The sequence below is a fragment of the Roseibium hamelinense genome, from assembly GCF_007830545.1.
GTDB lineage: Bacteria > Pseudomonadota > Alphaproteobacteria > Rhizobiales > Stappiaceae > Roseibium > Roseibium hamelinense.
This window is the reverse complement of the sequence record NZ_VLLF01000004.1, coordinates 85340-105125: the sequence shown is the minus strand read 5'-3', so window position 1 is coordinate 105125 and position 19786 is coordinate 85340. Positions and strand designations below refer to the sequence as shown.

Genomic DNA, 19786 nt, shown 5'->3' with positions numbered 1-19786 from the left:
TGTCAAAGGCCCGGAAGGTAGATCTCGCCACCAACGACGGGCCCGTGTGCACCGGTTGTTTCGGGATATGTGGTTGGAAGTCCTGCGCGGTTTCGAGCCCCCAGAAAGGCCATGGCTTGTGCTTCGATCGCGTCACCGTCGATCTTGCAGTCATCAGCGTCAATTACATCGACGCCCAGTGCCTTGCGCAGACCGGCCATGATGGTCTTGTTTTTCCGTCCACCGCCACAAACCACCCACAATACCGGGGGTTCCGGCAAAAGCGCGACAGATGCGGCAATGCTGGCTGTGGTGATCGCAGCTAGGGTTGAAGCACCGTCCTCTACTGACAGGCCACGAACGAGCTCAAGCGAAAACGCATTCCGGTCCAGCGATTTCGGTCCGGGCAGTTCGAAAAAGGGATGGCCAAGGGCAGCGCGAACCCGATCGTCATGAACGTCGCCCCGTGCCGACCATTGCCCATCTTCGTCGAAGCTGGCCACGCCTTTTTGCCGCAACCAATCGTCCAGCAGGGCATTGCCGGGGCCGATATCGAACGACAGGATCTTGTCGCCCGACAGGAAAGTCAGATTTGACACGCCGCCAATGTTCAAAAAGCACATCGGCCGATCTGCGGTATATCCGCCGGGCAGATCCACGCTCTTCAAAAGGGCCCGGTGGTAGACAGGCACGACTGGCGCGCCTTGACCTCCTGCGCGCAGATCAGCCTGGCGTACGTCGGAAATCACCGGTAAAGAGAGCATGCTGGCGAGCTTTTTAGGATCACCCAGTTGCACAGTTTGGCCCTTGTCCGGATCATGCCAGACGGTCTGTCCATGGAAGACGATAAAATGAGGCGCGAGTTTATGCTGGCGCAGGAAGACGCCAATTGCATGCGCATGGTCCTCAGTGACAGCCTGAGAAATCAGCGGCCAATCCGACCGATCCGACGGTCCGCGCGCGATAGCTTGCAGAACGGCATCCCTTGTTTTGGTCGCATAGGGCGAGGTGCCCGCCGGTCCAAACCGTTTTACAGTCTCCGCGTCGGTACCGATTTCGGCAATATCTATACCATCAGCGGACGTGCCGCTGATGGTTCCAATTGCTGACCAGACTGTCAATGAGACGTCTCCACGGTATCGAGCGCTTTTTCGGCGATATCGAACATCTCATGGACCTGCGGCTCTGTGATGATCAAGGGCGGGCAAAAGGCCATGGCATCCAACATATTACGGGAAATCAATCCTTGTTTGTGGAACTCTGCATTCGCTTTTCCACCAAGGGAGCCAGGCGCATCCGCGTAGGCCGGATGATGTAGCTCGGCGGCGCCGATGAGGCCAATGCCCCTTGTCTCAACAACAAGATCGCGCTCACCCAAAGCCTGCAGCCTATTCTGGAACACCGGGGACACGGCACGGACGTTGCCGACAAGATCGCGCTCTTCAATGATTTTAAGGTTTTCCAACGCAACTGCAGCCGCCACCGGATGGCCGCTCCCTGTATAGCCGTGACCCAAGACACCAATCCGGTGCGATTCATCGGCAATCGGCTGATAGACCTTGTCATTGATGAGCAAGGCCGAGATCGGCATGTATGATGAGGAGAGCGCTTTGGACAGGGTCATGATATCCGGTTGGAGGCCGTAGGTCATGGTGCCGAACATTTCACCGGTTCGTCCAAACCCGCAAATCACCTCGTCCGCAACGAACAGGATACCGTATTTTTTCAAAACCGGCTGAATCGCGTCCCAATAACCATCCGGTGGCACAATCACACCGCCGGCGCCCATCACCGGTTCAGCAAAAAACGCGGCAACGGTCTCCGGCCCCTCGGCAAGGATCATGCTTTCCAAGTCTTCCGCGCACCGTTTTGCAAAGGCAGCCTCGCTTTCGCCATCCTTTTTGTTTGTGCGGTAGTGCGGGCATGTGGTGTGCAGTACCTGCGGAATGGGCAAGTCAAACGACCGGTGGTTGTTCGGCAACCCGGTCAGGCTTGCAGATGCCAGCGTCACCCCATGATAGCCGCGGACCCGCGAAATGATTTTTTTCCGTTCCGGCTGGCCAAGCGCGTTCGACCTGTACCAGATAAGCTTGATCGCCGTGTCGTTGGCTTCAGAGCCCGAATTAGTGAAATACACTTTCGACATGGGAACCGGCGCCATCTCTAGAAGCTTTTCGGCAAGCTCGATGGACGGCCCGTGGGTCTTGTAGGTGAAAGTGTGATAATAGGGCAGCTTTTCCATCTGCTGCTGTGCCGCGCTGACAAGACGTTTTTCGCCGAACCCAACGGCAACGCTCCATAGACCGGCCATGCCTTCGATATAGCGCTTGCCGTGAATATCCTCGACATAAATGCCGTCGCCGCGCTCAATCACGATGCCCCCGGTTTCCTCCTGTTTCCGCGCATCCGCGTAGGAGTGGAGCTGAGAGGCAATATCCCTTGCTTCCAGGGAATTCGGCAGGCTCGTCATAGCGGCACATTCCTTTTGTCCGTGAATTCGCAACCGGCCTGATCGGTGCGGATCGTGGCGTTGTCGCGTCTTTGCAGACTGTATTTCAAGAAGAACCTTTCACCAACGGAATTGAAGCACCTTTTCCGCTGTGTGAAGAGTTCTTGGCATTGCCATATGCCGAAACGTCAAATTTGCTCGATATTATCCAGCAATTTGCTCCAACAACTTTGCAAGTGCTTCAGGTGCAGTGACCATTGCATCATGGCCTGTCAGCAATTCCGCAACAGGCCAGCCGAGCTCAAGTGCTCGTTGGTATGCGACGACGGCTGGAGGATACACCGGGTCAGTGCACCGGATGTAGACCGCAGGCAATCCGTTGCCAACCGGTGCTGCGAGGGACACCGATGTGGTGATGGTTTTGAAAGGGTGCGGGGTTAATCGGCTCTCCAGAAAAGCAATGTGCTCAGGGTCCGTCATTCCAAAGCTCCCGGGCGCGGCAACCGGCAGGCTCAGACCGCCACTTGTTCGTTTGGCAAGCGCAGTCCGTTCGGCAGCTGTCCCCTCAGGCAGTAGGCTCAGCCAGGTTTCTCCCGAACGAAGCATGATTGCATCCAGGAAAATTAGCCTGGCGATCCGGTCGCGGGCACGGTCGGCCACGCCGGTTACTGATGCCCCGCCGAAACTGTGCCCAACCAGAATAACGTCTTTCAAGTCCTCAAAAATCAGATGATTGACGATGTCGTCGACAAAGGTTTGAAGCGTGATGTTGTCGCAGAGCAAATGCGCCCGTTCGCCGAGCCCGGTTTGTGTCGGTGCAGAAACGGAATGCCCACGATCACGCAGGATCTCGGCAACCCGCGACCAGCACCAGCCGCCATGCCAAATTCCGTGCACTAAGACAAAGGTTTTCGCGGACATGGGTTTATCCCTTTAAAAGAGCCAAAATTGGCTTCACTTTAACCCTGCTTTTGCAGCGATCCACCCGGCCGCTCGAACGCAATCCTGTCAAACATCTGTTCACGTTCTTCGCTAGTCTGCCAGACAAACCTACGGAGGGCTCTTTATGACCAAATCACCGATCTTGAACATCGAAGAGGTTCTGGCTCAGCCGGACATGTGCGATGAAAACCCAGAGCGCGGGAAGTTTCAGGCCCGTTTCGGTTTTATCGGACGCGCGCTCGGGACCCAGCAAATCGGTGTTAACGTGACGATCGTGCCACCGGGTAAGGCAGCCTGGCCACGGCATTTTCACTACATCAACGATGAGATGTTCATCATCTTGAGCGGCTCAGGTACTCTGCACTATGGCGAGGAAGATTATCCGTTCAAACCCATGGATGTCATCCACATTGAGGCGGGTACAGGTATTCCGTTTCAAATCCATAACACCAGCGAGACCGAGCTGCGCTACCTGGCATTGTCCACCCTCGATCCTGCGGATGTTTTTGTTTATCCCGACAGCAACAAAATCGGCATCATGGCAAAAGCTGCCCCGTTCCGTGACCTTGCGGGCGACGATGGCTTGCCCGCCTTTAGAAAATGGGTCACGACAGACATGTCTATTGGATACTGGGAAGGAGAGCCGGACGTCTAGCGATCAGCTTGTTTTGATGGACAAAGAGCGTAATTTTTGAAAATCAGCTGATTTTTTGGTCATCTGAGCCGTCTGCCGCCACCCGTCCCGCTCGTAAAGCGGCCGGGCCTGAGCGGTTGCAGTCAAGACTGCATGCTTGACGCCACGCTCTTTGAAAGCCGCATCTGATGCAGCCATCAGGCGTTTGGCAATGCCCTTGCCCCGATGGTCCGGTTCGACAAACACGTTCAGCACATAACCGCGTTGCCGCACCTCCGGGTGGAGCTGATGGGGTGGCCAGTCGATGACCATCAGTCCAACTCCGCCGACAGCATCGCGTCCCACCTCGGCAATGAAGCCGAAATAGACCCCGGACTGCAGCGCTTGTTGCTGCCAATTTCGATAGGCCGGACTTAAGGCTGCTTTGGTTGCCTCTTCATCTCCAGTGGCCAGAAACAAGTCATGGCGGTGCCGGCAGATTAGGTCGCAATCAGATGGCGCAACAGGGCGGAGGGTGACGATCATGTCAGAAAAGCATCGGTTTTTACTTAACCTTCGTAAACGATCTCACGCGTCTCGCGGAAGGTCACATCCGGGTATTTATCCGTAATGTAGCCAACCTCCCAGGCATTTTTGAATAGGAAAACCGGCCGGTCATCACGATCATTCGCGATCGACATACGATGGTTTTCAATCATCTTCTGCAGGGTCTGATTGTCCGTCTCGATCCAGCGGGCGGTGGACAGGTTTACAGCTTCAAAGCCAATCTCGGTGCCGTATTCCGCCTTCAGACGGTCCACCACAACATCGAGCTGAAGCACGCCGACGACGCCGACAATCCAGTTTGAGCCGATATCCGGCTTGAAAATCTGGACAAGTCCCTCTTCCGCGAGATCTTGCAGCCCCTGCCGCATCTGCTTGACGCGCATGGTGTCGGACAGGCGCACCCGGCGTAGGATTTCCGGCGCGAAGGCCGGCAAGCCGGTCACATGGATGTTTTCGCCCTCGGTCAAAGTATCACCGACCCGAAGTTGCCCATGGTTGGGAACGCCAATCACGTCGCCCGGAAACGCAGTTTCGGCAATTTCGCGCTCTTCTGCAAAGAAAAAGATAGGCGCAGACACCGCAATCGATTTGCCCGCCCGCACATGCTTTAGCTTCATGCCGCGCTTAAAGGTGCCGGAGCACAGGCGCACGAATGCAATCCGGTCGCGGTGCTTCGGGTCCATGTTTGCCTGCACCTTGAACACAAAGCCCGTCACCTTGTCTTCGCCGGGCGCGATCGTGCGTCCGCCAGTCGCCGGCTGTGAGTGGGGCGGCGGCGCATATTGCGCAATGAAGTCGAGCACTTCCTCTATACCGTAGTCGCGCAGCGCCGAGCCGAAAAACACAGGCGTCAGATGCCCCTCCAAAAAGCTCTCCTTGTCGAAAGCCGCATAGCCTTCCGCGCCAAGTTCCACGTTTTCCGTTAGTTCTTCCATAATGCGGTCAAACACACCATCGGTTAGAGCAGGATCTTCCAGACCCTCGACGGTTCTCGTCACCGCAAATGGACCGCCGCGCTCGCCTCCGGAGGTGTGGAACTTCTTGTTTTTTGGATCATAGACCCCGAAGAAATCCGAGCCCATACCGACCGGCCAGGTCATCGGAGACACATCCAGTGCCAGAGCTTCCTGGACCTCGTCCAAAATTTCGAGCGCGTGACGGCCCTCACGGTCGATCTTGTTGACGAAGGTGATGATCGGAATATCGCGCAACCTGCAGACTTCGAACAACTTGCGGGTTTGGGTCTCAATACCTTTGGCCGCATCGATGACCATGATCGCAGCGTCAACAGCGGTCAGTGTGCGGTAGGTGTCCTCGGAAAAGTCTTCGTGGCCCGGTGTATCCAGCAGATTGTAAATGATGCCGTTGCGCTCAAATGTCATAACGGAGGATGAAACTGAAATTCCGCGTTCCTGCTCGATTTTCATCCAGTCGGAGCGGGCACGCCGGCGTTCACCACGCGCTCGTACTTGTCCTGCGGCCCGGATCGCGCCGCCGGACAGAAGCAGCTTTTCCGTCAAGGTCGTTTTACCAGCATCCGGGTGCGAGATGATCGCAAAAGTGCGCCGTGTCTGGTATGGCGCAGCGCCATTGGCGTTCAACATGAAGGTCTCCTAGGTCCTACCGCCCGCAGGTCTGCGCACCGCACCGGTGTTTTTCCGGGGTCGCGCACCGCTTTTAAAGGGCCGGGTGGATTGGTGTTTCGTTGTTGCCCGGTTTAATCGGGTTTAACGGAAAATGCCAGAGTGATTTGGTCGCGTTAGGTGACGCCGTGAATGTGGCTTCAGACCCAAAACCCATCGCTTATGGCATCGCTTGTGAGAGCGCGGTTCTCCGGGCTCTCAGAAAATCCGATCAAAACGTCGGAACGAGTGTATTCCCCATTCAAGTGTTCCAGCCAGCCATTGAGCCCAGAGACATCCGGCTCCCTGCCCAATACGTTTGCGTAGAGTAGGGTCAAATAAGTCTCGTCATTCACATTGGGGCCATATGTTTTTTGAAATTCTTCAGACACCAGAAATGCACTGGCCAAATCCGTAAGGCTGAGACCACCTGCTTCCATCAAATTGTAATTATGCACGAGCCCGGCTGTGTCGGGCGTCCGGTCAAAGGCAGCCTGATAAAGCCGGTAAACTTGGGATGACGGCGCATCAGTGTTGGTGACAAGATTCAAATTACCATCGTCGAATACCAACTGCTCCACCGATTGAACCGTCGCCGTTTCCCCGTTTTTGATGACCGTTGTAACGCCCGCGGTTTCGGTTACTTCGTAGCCGGATAGAGCTCCGTGAAAAACCGCCTGATCGTGGCCTTCGCCGCCAATAAGTGTGTCGTCACCACCGATACCAATCAGAACGTCATTTCCGTCGCCGCCGCTCAAGGTGTCCGCGCCAGGGCCACCTTCTATTTCATTGTCTTTGTCAACGTTGGTTACCAACACGCCGAGCCCGGACATGTCATATCCGGCAAGCAATTCAATATAGTCGACCACCGAGGTTGAATAGCCATCCCGCGCTGCACTAGTTCCGCCGGACGAGATGAAAGTCCTGAGACCCCCTGCTCCGACCAGCCAGGCGCCGGCAATCATCCCGGATACGGTCAATTCAACTCCGTTCAGCGTTTGACCTGCATAAAACTCGAGATCAAGCGCCCGGATATAGGACCAAAGTTTGGCGGCATAGATTTCAGCTGCATCGTTTTGTGCTGCCTCACTGGCCAAAAAATCGGACTTGCTGGTCACGCCGTAGCGCCCGGTCCACGCACCTATGAAATCATTGCTGCTGGTTCCGTCTCGCCCGGCATAGTACCCGGCATCAATCAAAGCCAGTTCGCCGAACTGAAAACGACCTAGATAACCGAAAGAATTAACGACAGAATAGTCGTTGCCGGACTCGCGCGCGCCCAGCGCCTGAAAAAATTCAGCTGTGTTGCCGGTAATTTCAACCAAGACGACCTTCCTACAGAGTATTTGGGCGCCCCGACCTTAGCGCTTTGATTGTAAAAAATTTATATGCGTCATCGCACTTTGGAAAACTGGCCCGAACAAACCATGGCGGGACAAGACTTGTGCGAAGCCTGACCAACGACCAGCCGCGGGGTAGCGGTTTCTATGCAGTCAATCGATGCAAGTGGCCGGGAGGTTTCCCGGCCAAGTGCGACGGCTCGTGCAACGCTAGGATTAAAAGCCCTCGTCTTCGTCCTCTTCTGGGTCGAGATCAACGATGATCAGATTTTCAAGAAAAGCGATCAGTGCCTCGCGGTCTGTTTCGGGCAGTGCTTCATAGGCTAGCCGACTTTTTTCGGCCCCGCCGCCATGCGCCACGATTGCATCTTCAAGAGTCGTGGCATTGCCGTCATGCAGCCAGGGTCCGGTGGAGCCCACACCTGCAAGCGAAGCGGTTGGCCACACCGACGCCCCAAACCCGTGCACATCGACCGGATCCGCGAGCTTGTGACCCATATCATGACGTTTGAAATCCGAATACCATGAGACCAGAGCACCGCCGTCTTCTGTTTTTCGAAATGCGCCCAAGTTCTTTTTTGTACCATCCGGCAATTCAACATGATTGTTCGGACTGTCTGTTGTCATATCGAACCAAACCGCTGTGTTTGCGCTGAGACCGGCTTCTGCCGCGTCTTGTCCGGACGGGAACACTTCTTCATAAAAGCCCTCCTGGAGGCTTGGTTCGGAAAAGATCGGCGCGTTGATTTTGAGCGTCGGTACATGACAACTTGCGCATTGTGCCTCGCCAAAAGCCTGCTCGCCGCGTTCGATCTGAGCTTTTTCCTGTGGCGGCAGGTCCAGCAATCCGAGACCGGCAAGCTCAAGCTTTGAAGTCGGCCGCTCAAGCGCTGCCATGTAAATCGAAAGAGCGGTCAAATCTCCAACGGTGAGTTCGCCAGTCACGCCGTCATGGTCTCCATCATGGGATCCGACCAATTCATCCGCCTGCATTCCAAGCTCGTTGTGGGCGGCATGGCGCGTAAAGGCCCGAATGGTTGCGTGACTGCCCTTCCAGCCAAACATCCTCACCACCAGGTCTTCATCCACACCCTCAATTCCACTGCGATCAAAGTCGGCCATGCAACCGGTGCCGTCTTTTGCGGAGTTAGGGTTGGCTTCCAACTTGCCGAATCCGATGCCCTTGGTTTTCAGTTTCCGGGTGACCGGCGCGTTAGTGGCGCAAGCTGTTTCGCCCAGCTTAGCCTCCTGCGCTTTCAAATCCGCTGTCATTTCCTCTGCGATGCGCTGCACTGCGGCCAATGCAAACAAATGCGGTGTGTTGCGATGCAGATATCGCGACGGATCGCCGGTATGGAGTGGATCAACCACACCGTTGAGCGGGTTGGGACCAGCCCCGTTTGCATAAGGGGCCGAATGACAGGAAATGCAGGATTGAGCCACCGGTCCGGTTTCGCGGGCCGGCAGGTGGGTCGACCATTCACCGAACTTGCCAAGGTCTGCACGCGGCAGTCGAGAGAACCGTTGACCGTCCTGGCTGACCTTTGCGCCGACACCGCGTTCCGCAGAAAACTCCGCTTCGGTCAGCTCGTCTCCGGCTTCAAACGCTTTGATGAATGCCCCATACGGATCGGCCTCTACAGCCTTGTTGAGCTGCTTCTGGTCCAACGGTTCCGGCGCTTCGGCAAGAAGCTGGCCCGACCATAAAATTCCGGCCAGTCCACCAGCCGCCAAAAACGAAAAAACTCGTGATGTCACCATGTCGCGTCCTCCTGTTACATCACAAAGTGTTGATGAGAGGGCGCGGCCAAGATTTGTCCGAAATTCGGCAATTACATTACAAATTTGACCCGATTTCTGAAGGTTTGTGTCGCACGTTCCAGCTGCGATCGTCGAACCAGAGACCTGCAAAAGACTGAAACCGCATAAATTTCCACGGTTGCACTCTCTGCGGCTCAAGGTTCAGCTCTTTGCATGCCCCCAATCATGATACAAAAACGCCCTAATCCAGACGTTTTTTGAAACGAAACGCCGCCACAATCATCCCGAGAAAGAAGAAACCCGCCAGCCAAACAACATCGCGATAAAGGTCCAAGAATGTGGCGTCGCGCAGCACAAAGCCCCGGATCATGCGCATGAAATGTGTCGCAGGCAGTGCTTCTGCGATGTACTGGGCGATAATCGGCATCCCCTCATATGGAAACATGAAGCCGGACAGCAGGATCGACGGCAACAAAACAAACACGGTCATCTGCATCGCTTGCAGTTGGCTTGTAGCGATCGTTGAAAGGACCAGACCGAGAGACAGGCTGGCACCGATAAACAAAAGCGTCCCGCCTAGAAGATCCAGCATGTTTCCACTCAGTGGAACACCGAACAGGATGTGCCCGAGGCCGAGTATGATACCCAGTTGAACAAGTCCTATGAACACGTAGGGAATGATTTTGCCGATCATCAGTTCAAGGGATCGTATCGGCGTGTTGATCAGCATTTCCATATTGCCACGTTCACGCTCGCGCACGATCGCAGCCGATGTGAACATGATCATAGTCATGGTCAAAATGACACCCACGAGCCCGGGCACGATGTTTACTGCAGTGCGTTGCTCCGGATTGTAAAACAGCGCCACTTCAAAGGTTGCCGTGTTGCGGTTTGGTGGCTCGCGGAACAATTCGCTAAGCGGCATCGACCGGAGGCTCTTGATCGCTGATGCGATCAGCGTATCCGATCCATCGACAATCCATTGCGCGACCGGACGGCTGGTCTCTTCATCAGTTGAGGGCGGCGTACCGAAACCGGCGCTTGGACTGCGCACGATGCGATTATCGAGATCATCCGGTAAGATAAAGGCGGCACGAACACGCGCGGAACGAATTGCCTCCTCGGCATCCTGCACATTGGTGTGGTGCTCAACCACTTTGACCACACGGGTCGCTTCAACCATTTGGATCAGAACACGGCTGAGCCCTGTTTGGCTCTGGTCAACCACCGCAACCGGAATGTCGCGGACATTGGTGTTGATGGCATAGCCAAATAGGATCAGCTGGATCAGTGGAATCATGATGACCATGCCGAATGTCATCCGGTCCCGCCGCAACTGGGTCAGTTCCTTGAAAAGCACGGCAAGTATCCGGCGGAGTGATCTCATTGACGCCCCTCCCCGGTGCTGGTCACAAACACATCCTCCAGATTTGGCCGCACTTTTGAGATCCGGGTCGCCTGCCTCACCTCGGGGCGCTGGGTCAGCCAGTCTTCGGGATTGTGAACACGGCGCGACACCAGAACCCGCAGCCGGGCCCCCAGCTGGGCGGCCGAGACCACATCCTCCAGTGCAAGAAGTTTAAGCCGCATGTCCCGCAGATCGGGTCCCTCGACCTCATAGACATTCGCACCCATCGCATGCATGAGATCTTCGGGCGTTCCGTCCGCCCGTTTTCTCCCGGCCTCCAGAATCGCGATCTTGTGGCAGCGTTCGGCCTCATCCATGAAATGCGTGGAAACCACGATGCTTGTCCCGGCGTCGGAGAGGTCGAACAACTGTTCCCAAAAATTGCGGCGCGATTCCGGATCGACCGCGGATGTAGGCTCATCGAGAAACAAAAGAAGCGGTTTGTGAATGACGGCCGCAGCAAGCGCGAGACGCTGGCGCTGACCGCCGCTCATCTTGCCGGCAAACCTGTCTTTCAGCTCGGATAGCTCGTAGCGCTCCAACAATTCGGGAATTCGTTTTTTTTGGATACTGCCGCGCAAGCCGTAGATCTTCGCGACGAATTTCAGGTTTTCAAAAACCGTCAGGTCGCCATAAAGCGAGAAAGTCTGGGTCATGTAGCCGATCTTGTATTTCAGTGCCTCGGCATCCTTGGGAACTTTCAAGCCCAGCACTTCAACGCTGCCTTCCGAAGGCGTCAAAAGACCGGTTAACATGCGCATGGCAGTTGTCTTGCCGCTGCCATTCGGCCCGAGGAAGCCGTAGATCATCCCCCGCTCAATCGACAAATCGAGGTTGTCAACCGCTTTAAAATCCTTGAATTTCTTGGTCAGCCCACGCGCTTTGACGACCGTTTGTTCGCGAAAGTCGCGGCTCACGGCAGTTCCACCTGGGCCGGAACACCATTCGGCAAGTCTGCCGCAAAGTCGGGCAGCTGCACCTCGGCCACAAACATCAGCCGGGCCCGGTCTTCCTGGTTGAGCGCATAATACGGTGTGAAAGACGGCTCTGAGCTGATCCAGCGGACGGTGCCCTCAATCGGTGCTTCAAGACCGTCTATGCGCACCATCAGCGCGTCTCCCTCGTTCACTTTTACCCGGTAGGGTTCCGGGACATAAACCCGCGCATATGGCGCCTGGCCCGCCAGCATGACCGCGACCGGACTGCCAACTGTCACCCGCTCGCCGAGGTTCCACGGCAAATTGTCTAAAATGCCATCCCGTGATGCGGTTACGGTCAACTCTGACAAGACGATTTTGGCGCTTTCCAACGCCGCCTGCGCAGCGGCCAACTCCGCTTCGGCTATCTTGAGGTCTTCGGGACGGGTGCCATTGACCAATTCGCGCAGCTGCTCGCCAGCACTCTTTAAAGATGCCTCAGCCGCGTCGCGTGAGGCAATTGCGCTGTCGAGGCTTGCTTGGCTTGTAGTGCCGCGCTCGGTCAGGTCCTGGATCCGCCGGTAGGTGTTTTCGGCCTCAACGAGCGCGGCTTTCGCCCCAGCGACGGCCGCTTCGGCCTTGGCAATTTCTTCGGCTCGCGCGCCATTCCTGAGTTTTTCCAGATTCGCGGCGGCCTGAAGTACTTGCGCTTCAGCCTGATTCACCGCCGCGCGCTGCGCGCTGTCGTCCAGACGAACGAGAACGGTTCCAGCCGAAACTTCGGACCCTTGAGCCACGGGCAATTCGACAACCACTTCTGCAGCCGTCGCACTCAGGGCCACCCGGTCCCGTTCCAGGCTTCCAAGCGCAAGCCTCACATCAGCTTCGTTGCAAGCAGATAACAGGGTGGTGCAGGCAATGAAACAAACAAGGGGACCGGACAGACGTTGGCGATTCACGGAAAAGTCCCCTTTTCAGATGGTTGTAGTTGCTTCGAGCAGCCACGCAGAGAGCATATACCGGTGCGCCTCCCGCTGTCAGCCGCCTCACGAGCCGCTTCCAAAGATAAAAACAGCCGGGCAGGAGAACCTGCCCGGCCGCAAGATCGATGGGGCGATCTTGACGCGCTCTTTTGTTTATGAGGCGCGTTTGTAAAACTCATACCAACGCTTGCGCGGTAAGGCTTCTTTCGCACGCTCAAGCACTTCGGCCGCATAAAGCGCTGCATTTTCACGGGCTTTTTTCAAGTTTGTGACCTTCTTGGGATCCTGGTCGGCGAGGCCGCCGCCAAACTCGAACAGATCCCGGTACGCGGCCCGCTCCACAATCGGCGTGTAAAGGACATCAATCCCGTTCACACATAGAAAGTCCTGCACCGCCTTCATCGCGCGAGTGGTGACAGCCGCATTGGTCCTCGTCAGAACCACGCAGTGCTTGATGTCATGCCGGACGATTTTTTCCAATTTTGAAATCAAGGTCAAAATGCGCGCACCGCCGCGGGCGTCCATGGACGAACCCTGAATCGGTACCACGACAAGATCGGAAACCGACAAAGCATTGGCGACAATCAGGTTTTCTGTCCCTTCCAGATCAACAATCACATAGTCGGCCTGATCGCGTGCATCAGTGATCTGTTCCGCGATTGATGATGGGGACACAACACTGACCACGGAAATACCGTCAGACCGGTTGCCGAGATCAGCCCATTTCGAGATCCATTTTTGCGGGTCTGCATCAAAGACAATCACCGACTGGCCGCGCTGGGCAATTTCAGTGGCCAACAGCAGAGCGGCTGTGGTTTTTCCGGCGCCACCTTTGGCGTTTGCATAGGAAATTACGGGCATACCTGTTCTCCTGAACCAGCCGCCGGCATCCTGCCGCCGTTTTCCGATGCCTTATCTTCAGAAATTTATGGTTACCAATTCATTAATAAAAAGTACTCATCGAAAAAACCTGAATATTTTCTCATTTATTACGCGCTTCTACACAATATGACATCGTAAATTATCCGATTATTAATCCGCATAATTGTCAGTGAACTGTCATATACTCAAATATGCCAGCCTTTGAGAAAGCAGGATCACAAGTACCGCTCAGCTAGCCCGGGTTTCAAACCCGAGATGTGATTCGTTTCCCAATGACTGTGAATGCAGCCAATTTACAGTGAGCTTTGAATTGCCACTGACACCCAGCCGATTTAGGGTCGGCAGCGCTATTAAAGCTGCGTGAAATTCAGTTGGGAGGACATGGTTGCATGCCCGGTTACCGGATCTCCAGATCACCGTTCCGGCTGGTTCTGGCCGCGCTCAGTCTCGTGCTCGCGACCAATTTGGTTCACGCACAGTCGCTTGCGCCCTACAAGGACCGATTGTTCCGCTACAAAAACGTCACCGCGACGCACTTCAACGGTGACTTTCTGGTGGTTCAATACTCCAAGCAGCGCGACCTTTATGACCGGGACAAAATCGACCAGCGCGAGGTATATGGTAATTATGTTTCCTACCGCCCAAGACGCAGCCGTGACACTTATGAGCTGACCGCAAACGGTCGGACCTTCAAATACATCGGCACTGGTAAGGTGACCGGCGGCGCCAACGCCATCGTGATCTATATTCATGGCCAGGGAGGAAACCGCTTTCAGGGCGCAAATGACGTCTCATTTGGCGGCAACTTCAACCGTGTACAGAACCTCCTTGTGCGCAATGGCGGCGGCTATATCTCAACCGATTTCACGGACTTTGGGGCCCGAGGCACCGCAGACGTTGCGGCCCTGATCGCCTACCAAAAACAGCTGTCCCCGCGCGCAAAAGTGGTGGTTGCCTGCGGATCGATGGGTGGGATCATCTGCTGGAATCTTCTAAAGAATGCCAACTATGCCAGCAACTTGAGCGGAATTCTATTTCTAGGGTCGCCGCGTGACCCCGCATTCCTGCACTCCGGCGCCCTCTCCCGCCGGGTGCCAATCTACATGGGCTACGGCAGCGACGACACGGTTTACAATTGGGAAGATCAGGCAAAATTCTTCAAGCAGATCCGGGAAGCCGCTCCCGGTTATCCAATCAAGTTCACTCTGTTTGACACCGGCGTCCACGGTACACCCATCCGGATGACAGACTGGCGGCTGGTGCTCAATTGGATGTTTACGCATGGGTGACCCATTGAAACTGTTGATGTTCGAACACTGTTCCTTGTGTTTCCGGGTGCGCATGATTGCCGCCCTCAAAGGGATTGCCCTGGAAGAGCAGGTCGTTTTGGACGATGACAGCAACGCCATGATCTCGCTCGTCGGCAAACGGGTGATCCCGATCCTGATCAAGGAGGACGGAAAGCCCATGCTGGAGAGCATGGATATGGTCGAGTATATCGAAGCCATGGGCGCCCCGCTCCTTACCGGCCCGGAACGTCCTGAGATTGCCACGATGTGCGATGAGATCTTGAGTATCACACCCTATCTGACAATGCCGCGTTATCCCCTGCTCGGCCTTCCGGAAATGGCAACCATCGCAGCACACGACCATTATCTGGTTCGCAAGCTCAAGATCTATGAGGATTTCGTTCCGTTGCGCGCGCGGACCAGGGAGTTCCTGAAGCAGCTCGAACTGGTGCTCGACCGTCTCGCAGCGGAAATCAAGTCGCCAGACGCCGTTAATGGGACCCTTTCAAAAGATGATATTCGATTGCTGCCGCTGCTGCGGTCGGCGGCCGTTGTCAAAGGTCTGCAATATCCCCAAAAGGTCGCAGACTATTTCGAGACTATGATGGCACGAACCGGCTTCAAACCTTTGCCGGTGATCTAGCAACGCTGAACTTTTCGGCCAGAAAATCAAACACGATCCGGAATTTGCGGCTTGTATGCAGCTCCCTGTGGGTCACAAGCCACAATGGAAACGGAATGGGGTCCATATCCGGAAAAACAGGCACGACATCGGAATAGCGCGCGGCAACATCATCGGCCATGATGCCGATGCAAAGTCCGTCTCTGACGAGCTGCCAGGCCACCAGACCGCTTTCGGTGTTGTAACACAAACTCGCGCGGCTCAGGACAATGCCCTGACTGCCCAATTCCCGCATCAGCCGATCCCGATCGCCGAAGCTGACAAAGGTCGCCGATGCCAAATCCTGGAGCGAGGCAGGGTGCCCGTGGCGGGACAGGTAGGATGGCGCAGCGTAAAGCCGGGCTGTCATGTTTCGCACAAGCCGGGCAATCAGATCGGGCTGCTCCGGTCTGACGTGGCGCAGGGCGATATCCGCTTCCCGCTGGCGCAAATCACTGACCGAGTTGGTGGCGACAATGTCGATTTCGATCCCCGGTGCAATGTCGCGCAGCTCTGCCAAAACTTCTGGAAGCATGTATGCGGCAGCAACGTCAGATGCCGAGATGCACACTTTGCCCTCAATGGTCTTCGACTGCCCCGAAGCGGCAAGTGACAGACCGTTGGCAGCAGTTGCCATGGCTTTAACATGCTCCAATAGCCCCTGGCCTGTCGGTGTCACAGCCAACCCGCGACCGCTGCGCTCAAACAAAACAACGCCGAGCTGCTGTTCCAGGGCACTAATCTGCCGGCCAAGCGTTGGTTGCGTCAGGCCCAGGGCTCGGGCCGCTGCCGACAACGAGCCTTCTTCGGCGGTCGCGAGAAACGCGCGTGCCTGGTTCCAGTCAAATGAGATCGCACCCCAATTCATGCATTAATGTATATCAAAACTACATATTTGCGCAATTTATATTCGCAAATGTTCAGGATAGAGCTTCTGTTCAAGGAGTTTCAGATGAGCCTGTCAAACCGTATCCTGCACATACCGCTGCCCGTATGCCCGTTTTGCCGCGTGCTCAGCAACGGTTACCCGTTTAATGGATCCATCACGCGGCAGGCAGGGCTTGCCGAATGGGGTAGCAAACCATGACGCAACCATCCCATGATGAGACGATCCCGGTTTTCAGCAGGTGGCTCGGGTCTTGGCAGATCAGTTTGCATCGCAGGCCGCTCGCGCCGAGTGCCCTGCGTGCGTGCTACGACAACGCGGCACCGAGCTGGCACACCACTTTACAGCAGCTCGGCGTTCCCTACGCCTATCAAAAGGTCATGACCGGCCTCGAAGATGACGGCGTTCTGCCTAGCCACAGCGGACCCCAGCTGCATGTCTTAGATTGCGGTATCGGCACTGGCGCTTTGTCCAGTGCCCTGATCGATAAACTGGGACCAAGTCTTACATTGTCCGGAATTGACGTTTCACCGAGCATGCTCAGTGAAGCGGAGCGGAAACTACGCTCAAAGGGGGTCGTCCTTGCACCTTACCTTTCCGACATTCGCGACTTGCCATTCGAAGACAACAGTTTTGACATTGTGATGTGCGCCCATGTTCTCGAGCACTTGCCGGATCCCCGCATGGCCCTGACGGAGATGATCCGCGTTCTACGCCCCGGCGGCACCATTCTGGCGCTCATCACCCGGCGGTCGCTGCTGGGAGCATTTGTGCAAATCAAGTGGAGAACACATCAGGCCAATGACGAGACAGCAACGCGCTGGCTGACAGAAAGCGGGGCTGAGAACGTCCGCCTCATGCCGATCGCAAACGCCGTCCCATTTGGGGCAGCCAGCCTTGCCGCGCAGGGCCGAAAACCAAACGCGACCGCTAAGACTTGTATGCCAACGCCCTTTGAGGCGGCATAGTGAAGAAAGACCAAGAGATGTCCCTGTCCTCGAACACAGCAAACACCATGACCCAAACAACCCCGCCCCGCTTTTGGGACAAGGCCGCCCGCAAATACGCCGCGATGCCTTTGCGCAATCAGGCAGACTACGAAAGCTGGCTCGCCCGCGTTGTGGAACATCTGGGTCCGGATGACAAAGTTCTGGAAGTTGGCTGCGGTACCGGATCGACCGCGCTTCGTCTGGCGCCGCATGTAGGCGCGATAACCGCGACCGACTACGCACCGACCATGATTGAAATCGCCAACGAAAAACGCGCCCAGACCAAGCTGTCTAACCTGACATTCCGGACGGCCGATCCATTTGATCCGTCAAACGAGGCTGCGAAGGCCGTGGGAGGCGAGAACTTCGACGCCGTGCTTGCCTTCAACCTCCTGCACCTGCTCGCAGATCCGGAAAACGCGCTGGAATGCCTGCGAACCCTCGTCAAACCGGGTGGACTGTTCATCTCCAAAACGGTTTGCCTGAAAGACAGCGCATGGCTTTTTGCCCCGATTATCGGCGCCTTGCGGCTAGTCGGCAAGGCGCCGCGCGTTCGCATGATGTCACCGGCCGGGGTGGAAAACATCATCACAGGCGCTGGTTTCGAAATCCTCGAACGGCAAACCTTCGGCGCAAGGGCGAAGGGCCATTTCTTGGTCGCGCGTGCCGTTGAGTAGGGAACCGCACCCACCCGAGTTCAAATGCGGCTGTTGCCAGCCCAAAGAATCATCTAAAAGTTGCACTCTACTGTAACACTCTCTATTTTTGTGACACCAACCGATGCAGCCAGTTATTGTCCGAAGGCTTTTGCCAGACTTTGGAACAACATACGGACCAGCCGGCGAAGGCCCATTTCCCGGTATCGTTGTTCTCCACGGATCCGAAGGCGGCTGGTCGGGCTGGTCACATCGTATTGCCGTAATCCTTGCGGCACATGGCTTCATTGCATATCCCCACCCCTATTCGCGATCGGCGAATTTTTGGAACGCAGGAGCAATAAAGGATGTGCCGTTGGAGACAACTGTTGCTGCGCTTCGAGCTTTCAGGTCTTTTAGCCCTTGCTCTGGCAAAGCGGGGATTTACGGTGTCTCCCGAGGCGCCGAGCATGCTCTGCTCGTTGCAACTCTTATGGCGAAATACGACCTCGAAGGATCGGCCGATGCAATAGCAGCGCATGCAGCCCCAGACGTTGTCTGCGGAGCATTCGATGCAAAAAATCGCAGAGAGCAAGGCGATCCGGGTTGGCGCGCCTGGGATCCCTCGGAGCGCGCCTGGAGCTGGAACGGCCAATCGGACGATTTGCTTCCAACAACACCAATCGAGATCGAACGCTATGACGGGCCGATATTCCTAAGCCACGGTTTAGCGGACGCCGTGTGGTCGCCGGATATGACCAGACGTTTGGAGGCTCGTTTGCGTAGGGCCGGACGGCAACCTGTTGTGTGTCTATACGACGACGAGCCCCATGTCCCAACCTCGGCGGGTGAAAACCGCCATAATGAGGACATTCTCAGTTTCTTTTCAGCTCATCTTTCGCTGCGGGTCTCAAATTAAAGCCTCAGAAAGCCCATTTTGGGCTGACGTCGCACTCCGTACGAACCCTTAAACTGCACAAAATCATCGTTACGTCACAATTTTCATGGTGCAGTGCGGTATATTCTCCCAATCGTCGACGGGCTGCCATGATCGGCCGACCGTAAAATTATCGTGGGAACCGTTAGTTTCATGTTCGACCTCACTGGACACAAGGCGCTGGTTGTCGGCGTCGCGAACGATCAGTCTATTGCCTATGGCTGCGCAAAAGGATTCAAAACCCAGGGTGCGGACCTTGCCGTCACATATCTAAACGAAAAAGCTGAGCCTTACGTCCGGCCTTTGGCAGAAGAACTCGGAGCCAGCATCATTGCCCCGCTTGACGTTCGCGATGAAGCGCAGCTGGATGCGCTGTTCAGCGAAATCAAGGACACATGGGGCCAGCTAGACACGCTGTTGCATTCGATCGCCTTTTCTAAAAAGGAAGATTTGCATGGCCGGGTGATCGATTGCTCGGCCGATGGTTTTGCGCTTGCCATGGACATCTCAGTCCATTCGTTCTTGCGGCTAATCAGGCGCGCGGAGCCTTTGATGCCCCACGGTGGGACCTGCATGACCGTTTCGTTCATGGGGTCTCAATTCGTGGTCGACAACTACGGCGTGATGGGCCCTGTCAAAGCGGCGCTTGAGGCGGCAACCAGATACGCCGCGGCAGAACTGGGCCCCAAGGGCATCTCCGTCCATGCACTCTCACCCGGACCGCTCAAGACCCGCGCCGCATCGGGCATTGCCGAATTCGATGCGCTTTTGAATGACGCTTCAGAGCGCGCACCCACTCACCACCTTGCCACGATCGAAGATGTTGGCGCTTACGCTGCGTTTCTCGCCAGCCGGGAGGCGTTCAACGTCACCGGCGGCGTACATCCGATTGATGGCGGCTATAGCATAGTTGGATAGGAGCAAGA

The 19786-nt window shown here is 55.9% G+C and carries 19 protein-coding genes; 7 read left to right on the top strand and 12 right to left on the bottom strand.

Going from position 1 to position 19786, the window contains the following annotated elements; genetic code table 11:
- Positions 1 to 2: 2 nt before the first annotated feature.
- From JM93_RS09800 to JM93_RS09790, 3 genes are all read right to left on the bottom strand, one after another.
- Positions 3 to 1100, bottom strand: coding sequence for an anhydro-N-acetylmuramic acid kinase (locus tag JM93_RS09800; protein ID WP_145342811.1), 1098 nt, complete (start codon positions 1098 to 1100; stop codon positions 3 to 5).
- Positions 1097 to 2449 (bottom strand): aspartate aminotransferase family protein, encoded by a 1353-nt coding sequence (locus JM93_RS09795; RefSeq protein WP_145342809.1) that lies wholly within the window; start codon positions 2447 to 2449, stop codon positions 1097 to 1099. The genes JM93_RS09800 and JM93_RS09795 overlap by 4 nt, the downstream gene beginning before the upstream one ends.
- Positions 2450 to 2632: 183 nt before the next feature.
- Entirely contained in the window at positions 2633 to 3349 is a 717-nt protein-coding gene (locus JM93_RS09790; protein WP_145342807.1) for an alpha/beta fold hydrolase, read from the bottom strand.
- Between the two features lie 145 nt (positions 3350 to 3494).
- Between JM93_RS09790 and JM93_RS09785 the strand changes: the two genes are divergently transcribed.
- Positions 3495 to 4025 carry a cupin domain-containing protein gene (locus tag JM93_RS09785; RefSeq protein WP_145342805.1) on the top strand — a complete coding sequence of 177 codons (531 nt, stop codon included), beginning with the start codon at positions 3495 to 3497 and terminating at the stop codon, positions 4023 to 4025.
- 3 nt (positions 4026 to 4028) lie between these two features.
- Here the strand turns inward: JM93_RS09785 and JM93_RS09780 are convergent, their stop codons facing one another.
- From JM93_RS09780 to JM93_RS09745, 8 genes are all read right to left on the bottom strand, one after another.
- On the bottom strand, positions 4029 to 4529 hold the full coding sequence (locus JM93_RS09780) for a GNAT family N-acetyltransferase (RefSeq protein ID WP_145342803.1): 501 nt from the start codon (positions 4527 to 4529) through the stop codon (positions 4029 to 4031).
- 23 nt (positions 4530 to 4552) lie between these two features.
- Positions 4553 to 6154: a peptide chain release factor 3 gene (locus JM93_RS09775; RefSeq protein WP_145342801.1), complete on the bottom strand. Its 1602-nt coding sequence runs from the start codon at positions 6152 to 6154 to the stop codon at positions 4553 to 4555.
- 179 nt (positions 6155 to 6333) lie between these two features.
- Positions 6334 to 7497: a DUF4214 domain-containing protein gene (locus JM93_RS22260; RefSeq protein WP_145342799.1), complete on the bottom strand. Its 1164-nt coding sequence runs from the start codon at positions 7495 to 7497 to the stop codon at positions 6334 to 6336.
- Between the two features lie 231 nt (positions 7498 to 7728).
- Positions 7729 to 9273 carry a di-heme oxidoredictase family protein gene (locus JM93_RS09765; protein ID WP_145342797.1) on the bottom strand — a complete coding sequence of 515 codons (1545 nt, stop codon included), beginning with the start codon at positions 9271 to 9273 and terminating at the stop codon, positions 7729 to 7731.
- 241 nt (positions 9274 to 9514) lie between these two features.
- Positions 9515 to 10660, bottom strand: a complete 1146-nt coding sequence (locus JM93_RS09760) for an ABC transporter permease (RefSeq protein WP_145342795.1) — start codon at positions 10658 to 10660, stop codon at positions 9515 to 9517.
- On the bottom strand, positions 10657 to 11598 hold the full coding sequence (locus JM93_RS09755; protein WP_208995075.1) for an ABC transporter ATP-binding protein: 942 nt from the start codon (positions 11596 to 11598) through the stop codon (positions 10657 to 10659). Before JM93_RS09755 ends, JM93_RS09760 begins: the two co-directional genes overlap by 4 nt.
- Positions 11595 to 12557 (bottom strand): HlyD family secretion protein, encoded by a 963-nt coding sequence (locus JM93_RS09750; protein WP_208995074.1) that lies wholly within the window; start codon positions 12555 to 12557, stop codon positions 11595 to 11597. Before JM93_RS09750 ends, JM93_RS09755 begins: the two co-directional genes overlap by 4 nt.
- A 177-nt stretch (positions 12558 to 12734) precedes the next feature.
- Positions 12735 to 13442: a ParA family protein gene (locus tag JM93_RS09745; protein ID WP_145342793.1), complete on the bottom strand. Its 708-nt coding sequence runs from the start codon at positions 13440 to 13442 to the stop codon at positions 12735 to 12737.
- A gap of 410 nt (positions 13443 to 13852) precedes the next feature.
- On the opposite strand from JM93_RS09745, the gene JM93_RS09740 reads away from it, so the two are divergent.
- Both JM93_RS09740 and grxB read left to right on the top strand, forming a co-directional pair.
- A complete protein-coding gene (locus tag JM93_RS09740) occupies positions 13853 to 14752 on the top strand; it encodes an alpha/beta hydrolase (RefSeq protein WP_145342791.1) in 900 nt (299 codons plus the stop codon).
- On the top strand, positions 14745 to 15395 hold the full coding sequence (gene grxB, locus JM93_RS09735) for a glutaredoxin 2 (RefSeq protein WP_145342789.1): 651 nt from the start codon (positions 14745 to 14747) through the stop codon (positions 15393 to 15395). The genes JM93_RS09740 and grxB overlap by 8 nt, the downstream gene beginning before the upstream one ends.
- Here grxB and JM93_RS09730 read toward each other — a convergent pair.
- Positions 15373 to 16281 carry a LysR family transcriptional regulator gene (locus tag JM93_RS09730; protein ID WP_145342787.1) on the bottom strand — a complete coding sequence of 303 codons (909 nt, stop codon included), beginning with the start codon at positions 16279 to 16281 and terminating at the stop codon, positions 15373 to 15375. The genes grxB and JM93_RS09730 overlap by 23 nt on opposite strands.
- A gap of 215 nt (positions 16282 to 16496) precedes the next feature.
- Here JM93_RS09730 and JM93_RS09725 point away from each other — a divergent pair, with 215 nt between their 5' ends.
- From JM93_RS09725 to fabI, 4 genes are all read left to right on the top strand, one after another.
- The gene (locus JM93_RS09725; protein ID WP_145342785.1) at positions 16497 to 17267 is read left to right on the top strand and encodes a class I SAM-dependent methyltransferase; all 771 of its coding nucleotides are present in this window, start codon (positions 16497 to 16499) and stop codon (positions 17265 to 17267) included.
- Positions 17267 to 17965 (top strand): class I SAM-dependent methyltransferase, encoded by a 699-nt coding sequence (locus tag JM93_RS09720; protein ID WP_208995073.1) that lies wholly within the window; start codon positions 17267 to 17269, stop codon positions 17963 to 17965. Before JM93_RS09725 ends, JM93_RS09720 begins: the two co-directional genes overlap by 1 nt.
- A gap of 103 nt (positions 17966 to 18068) precedes the next feature.
- Complete coding sequence (locus tag JM93_RS09715) at positions 18069 to 18842, top strand: alpha/beta hydrolase family protein (protein WP_145342783.1); 774 nt, start codon at positions 18069 to 18071, stop codon at positions 18840 to 18842.
- Positions 18843 to 19013: 171 nt separating this feature from the next.
- Complete coding sequence (fabI, locus tag JM93_RS09710; protein ID WP_145342781.1) at positions 19014 to 19778, top strand: enoyl-ACP reductase FabI; 765 nt, start codon at positions 19014 to 19016, stop codon at positions 19776 to 19778.
- The last annotated feature ends 8 nt before the right edge of the window (positions 19779 to 19786 follow it).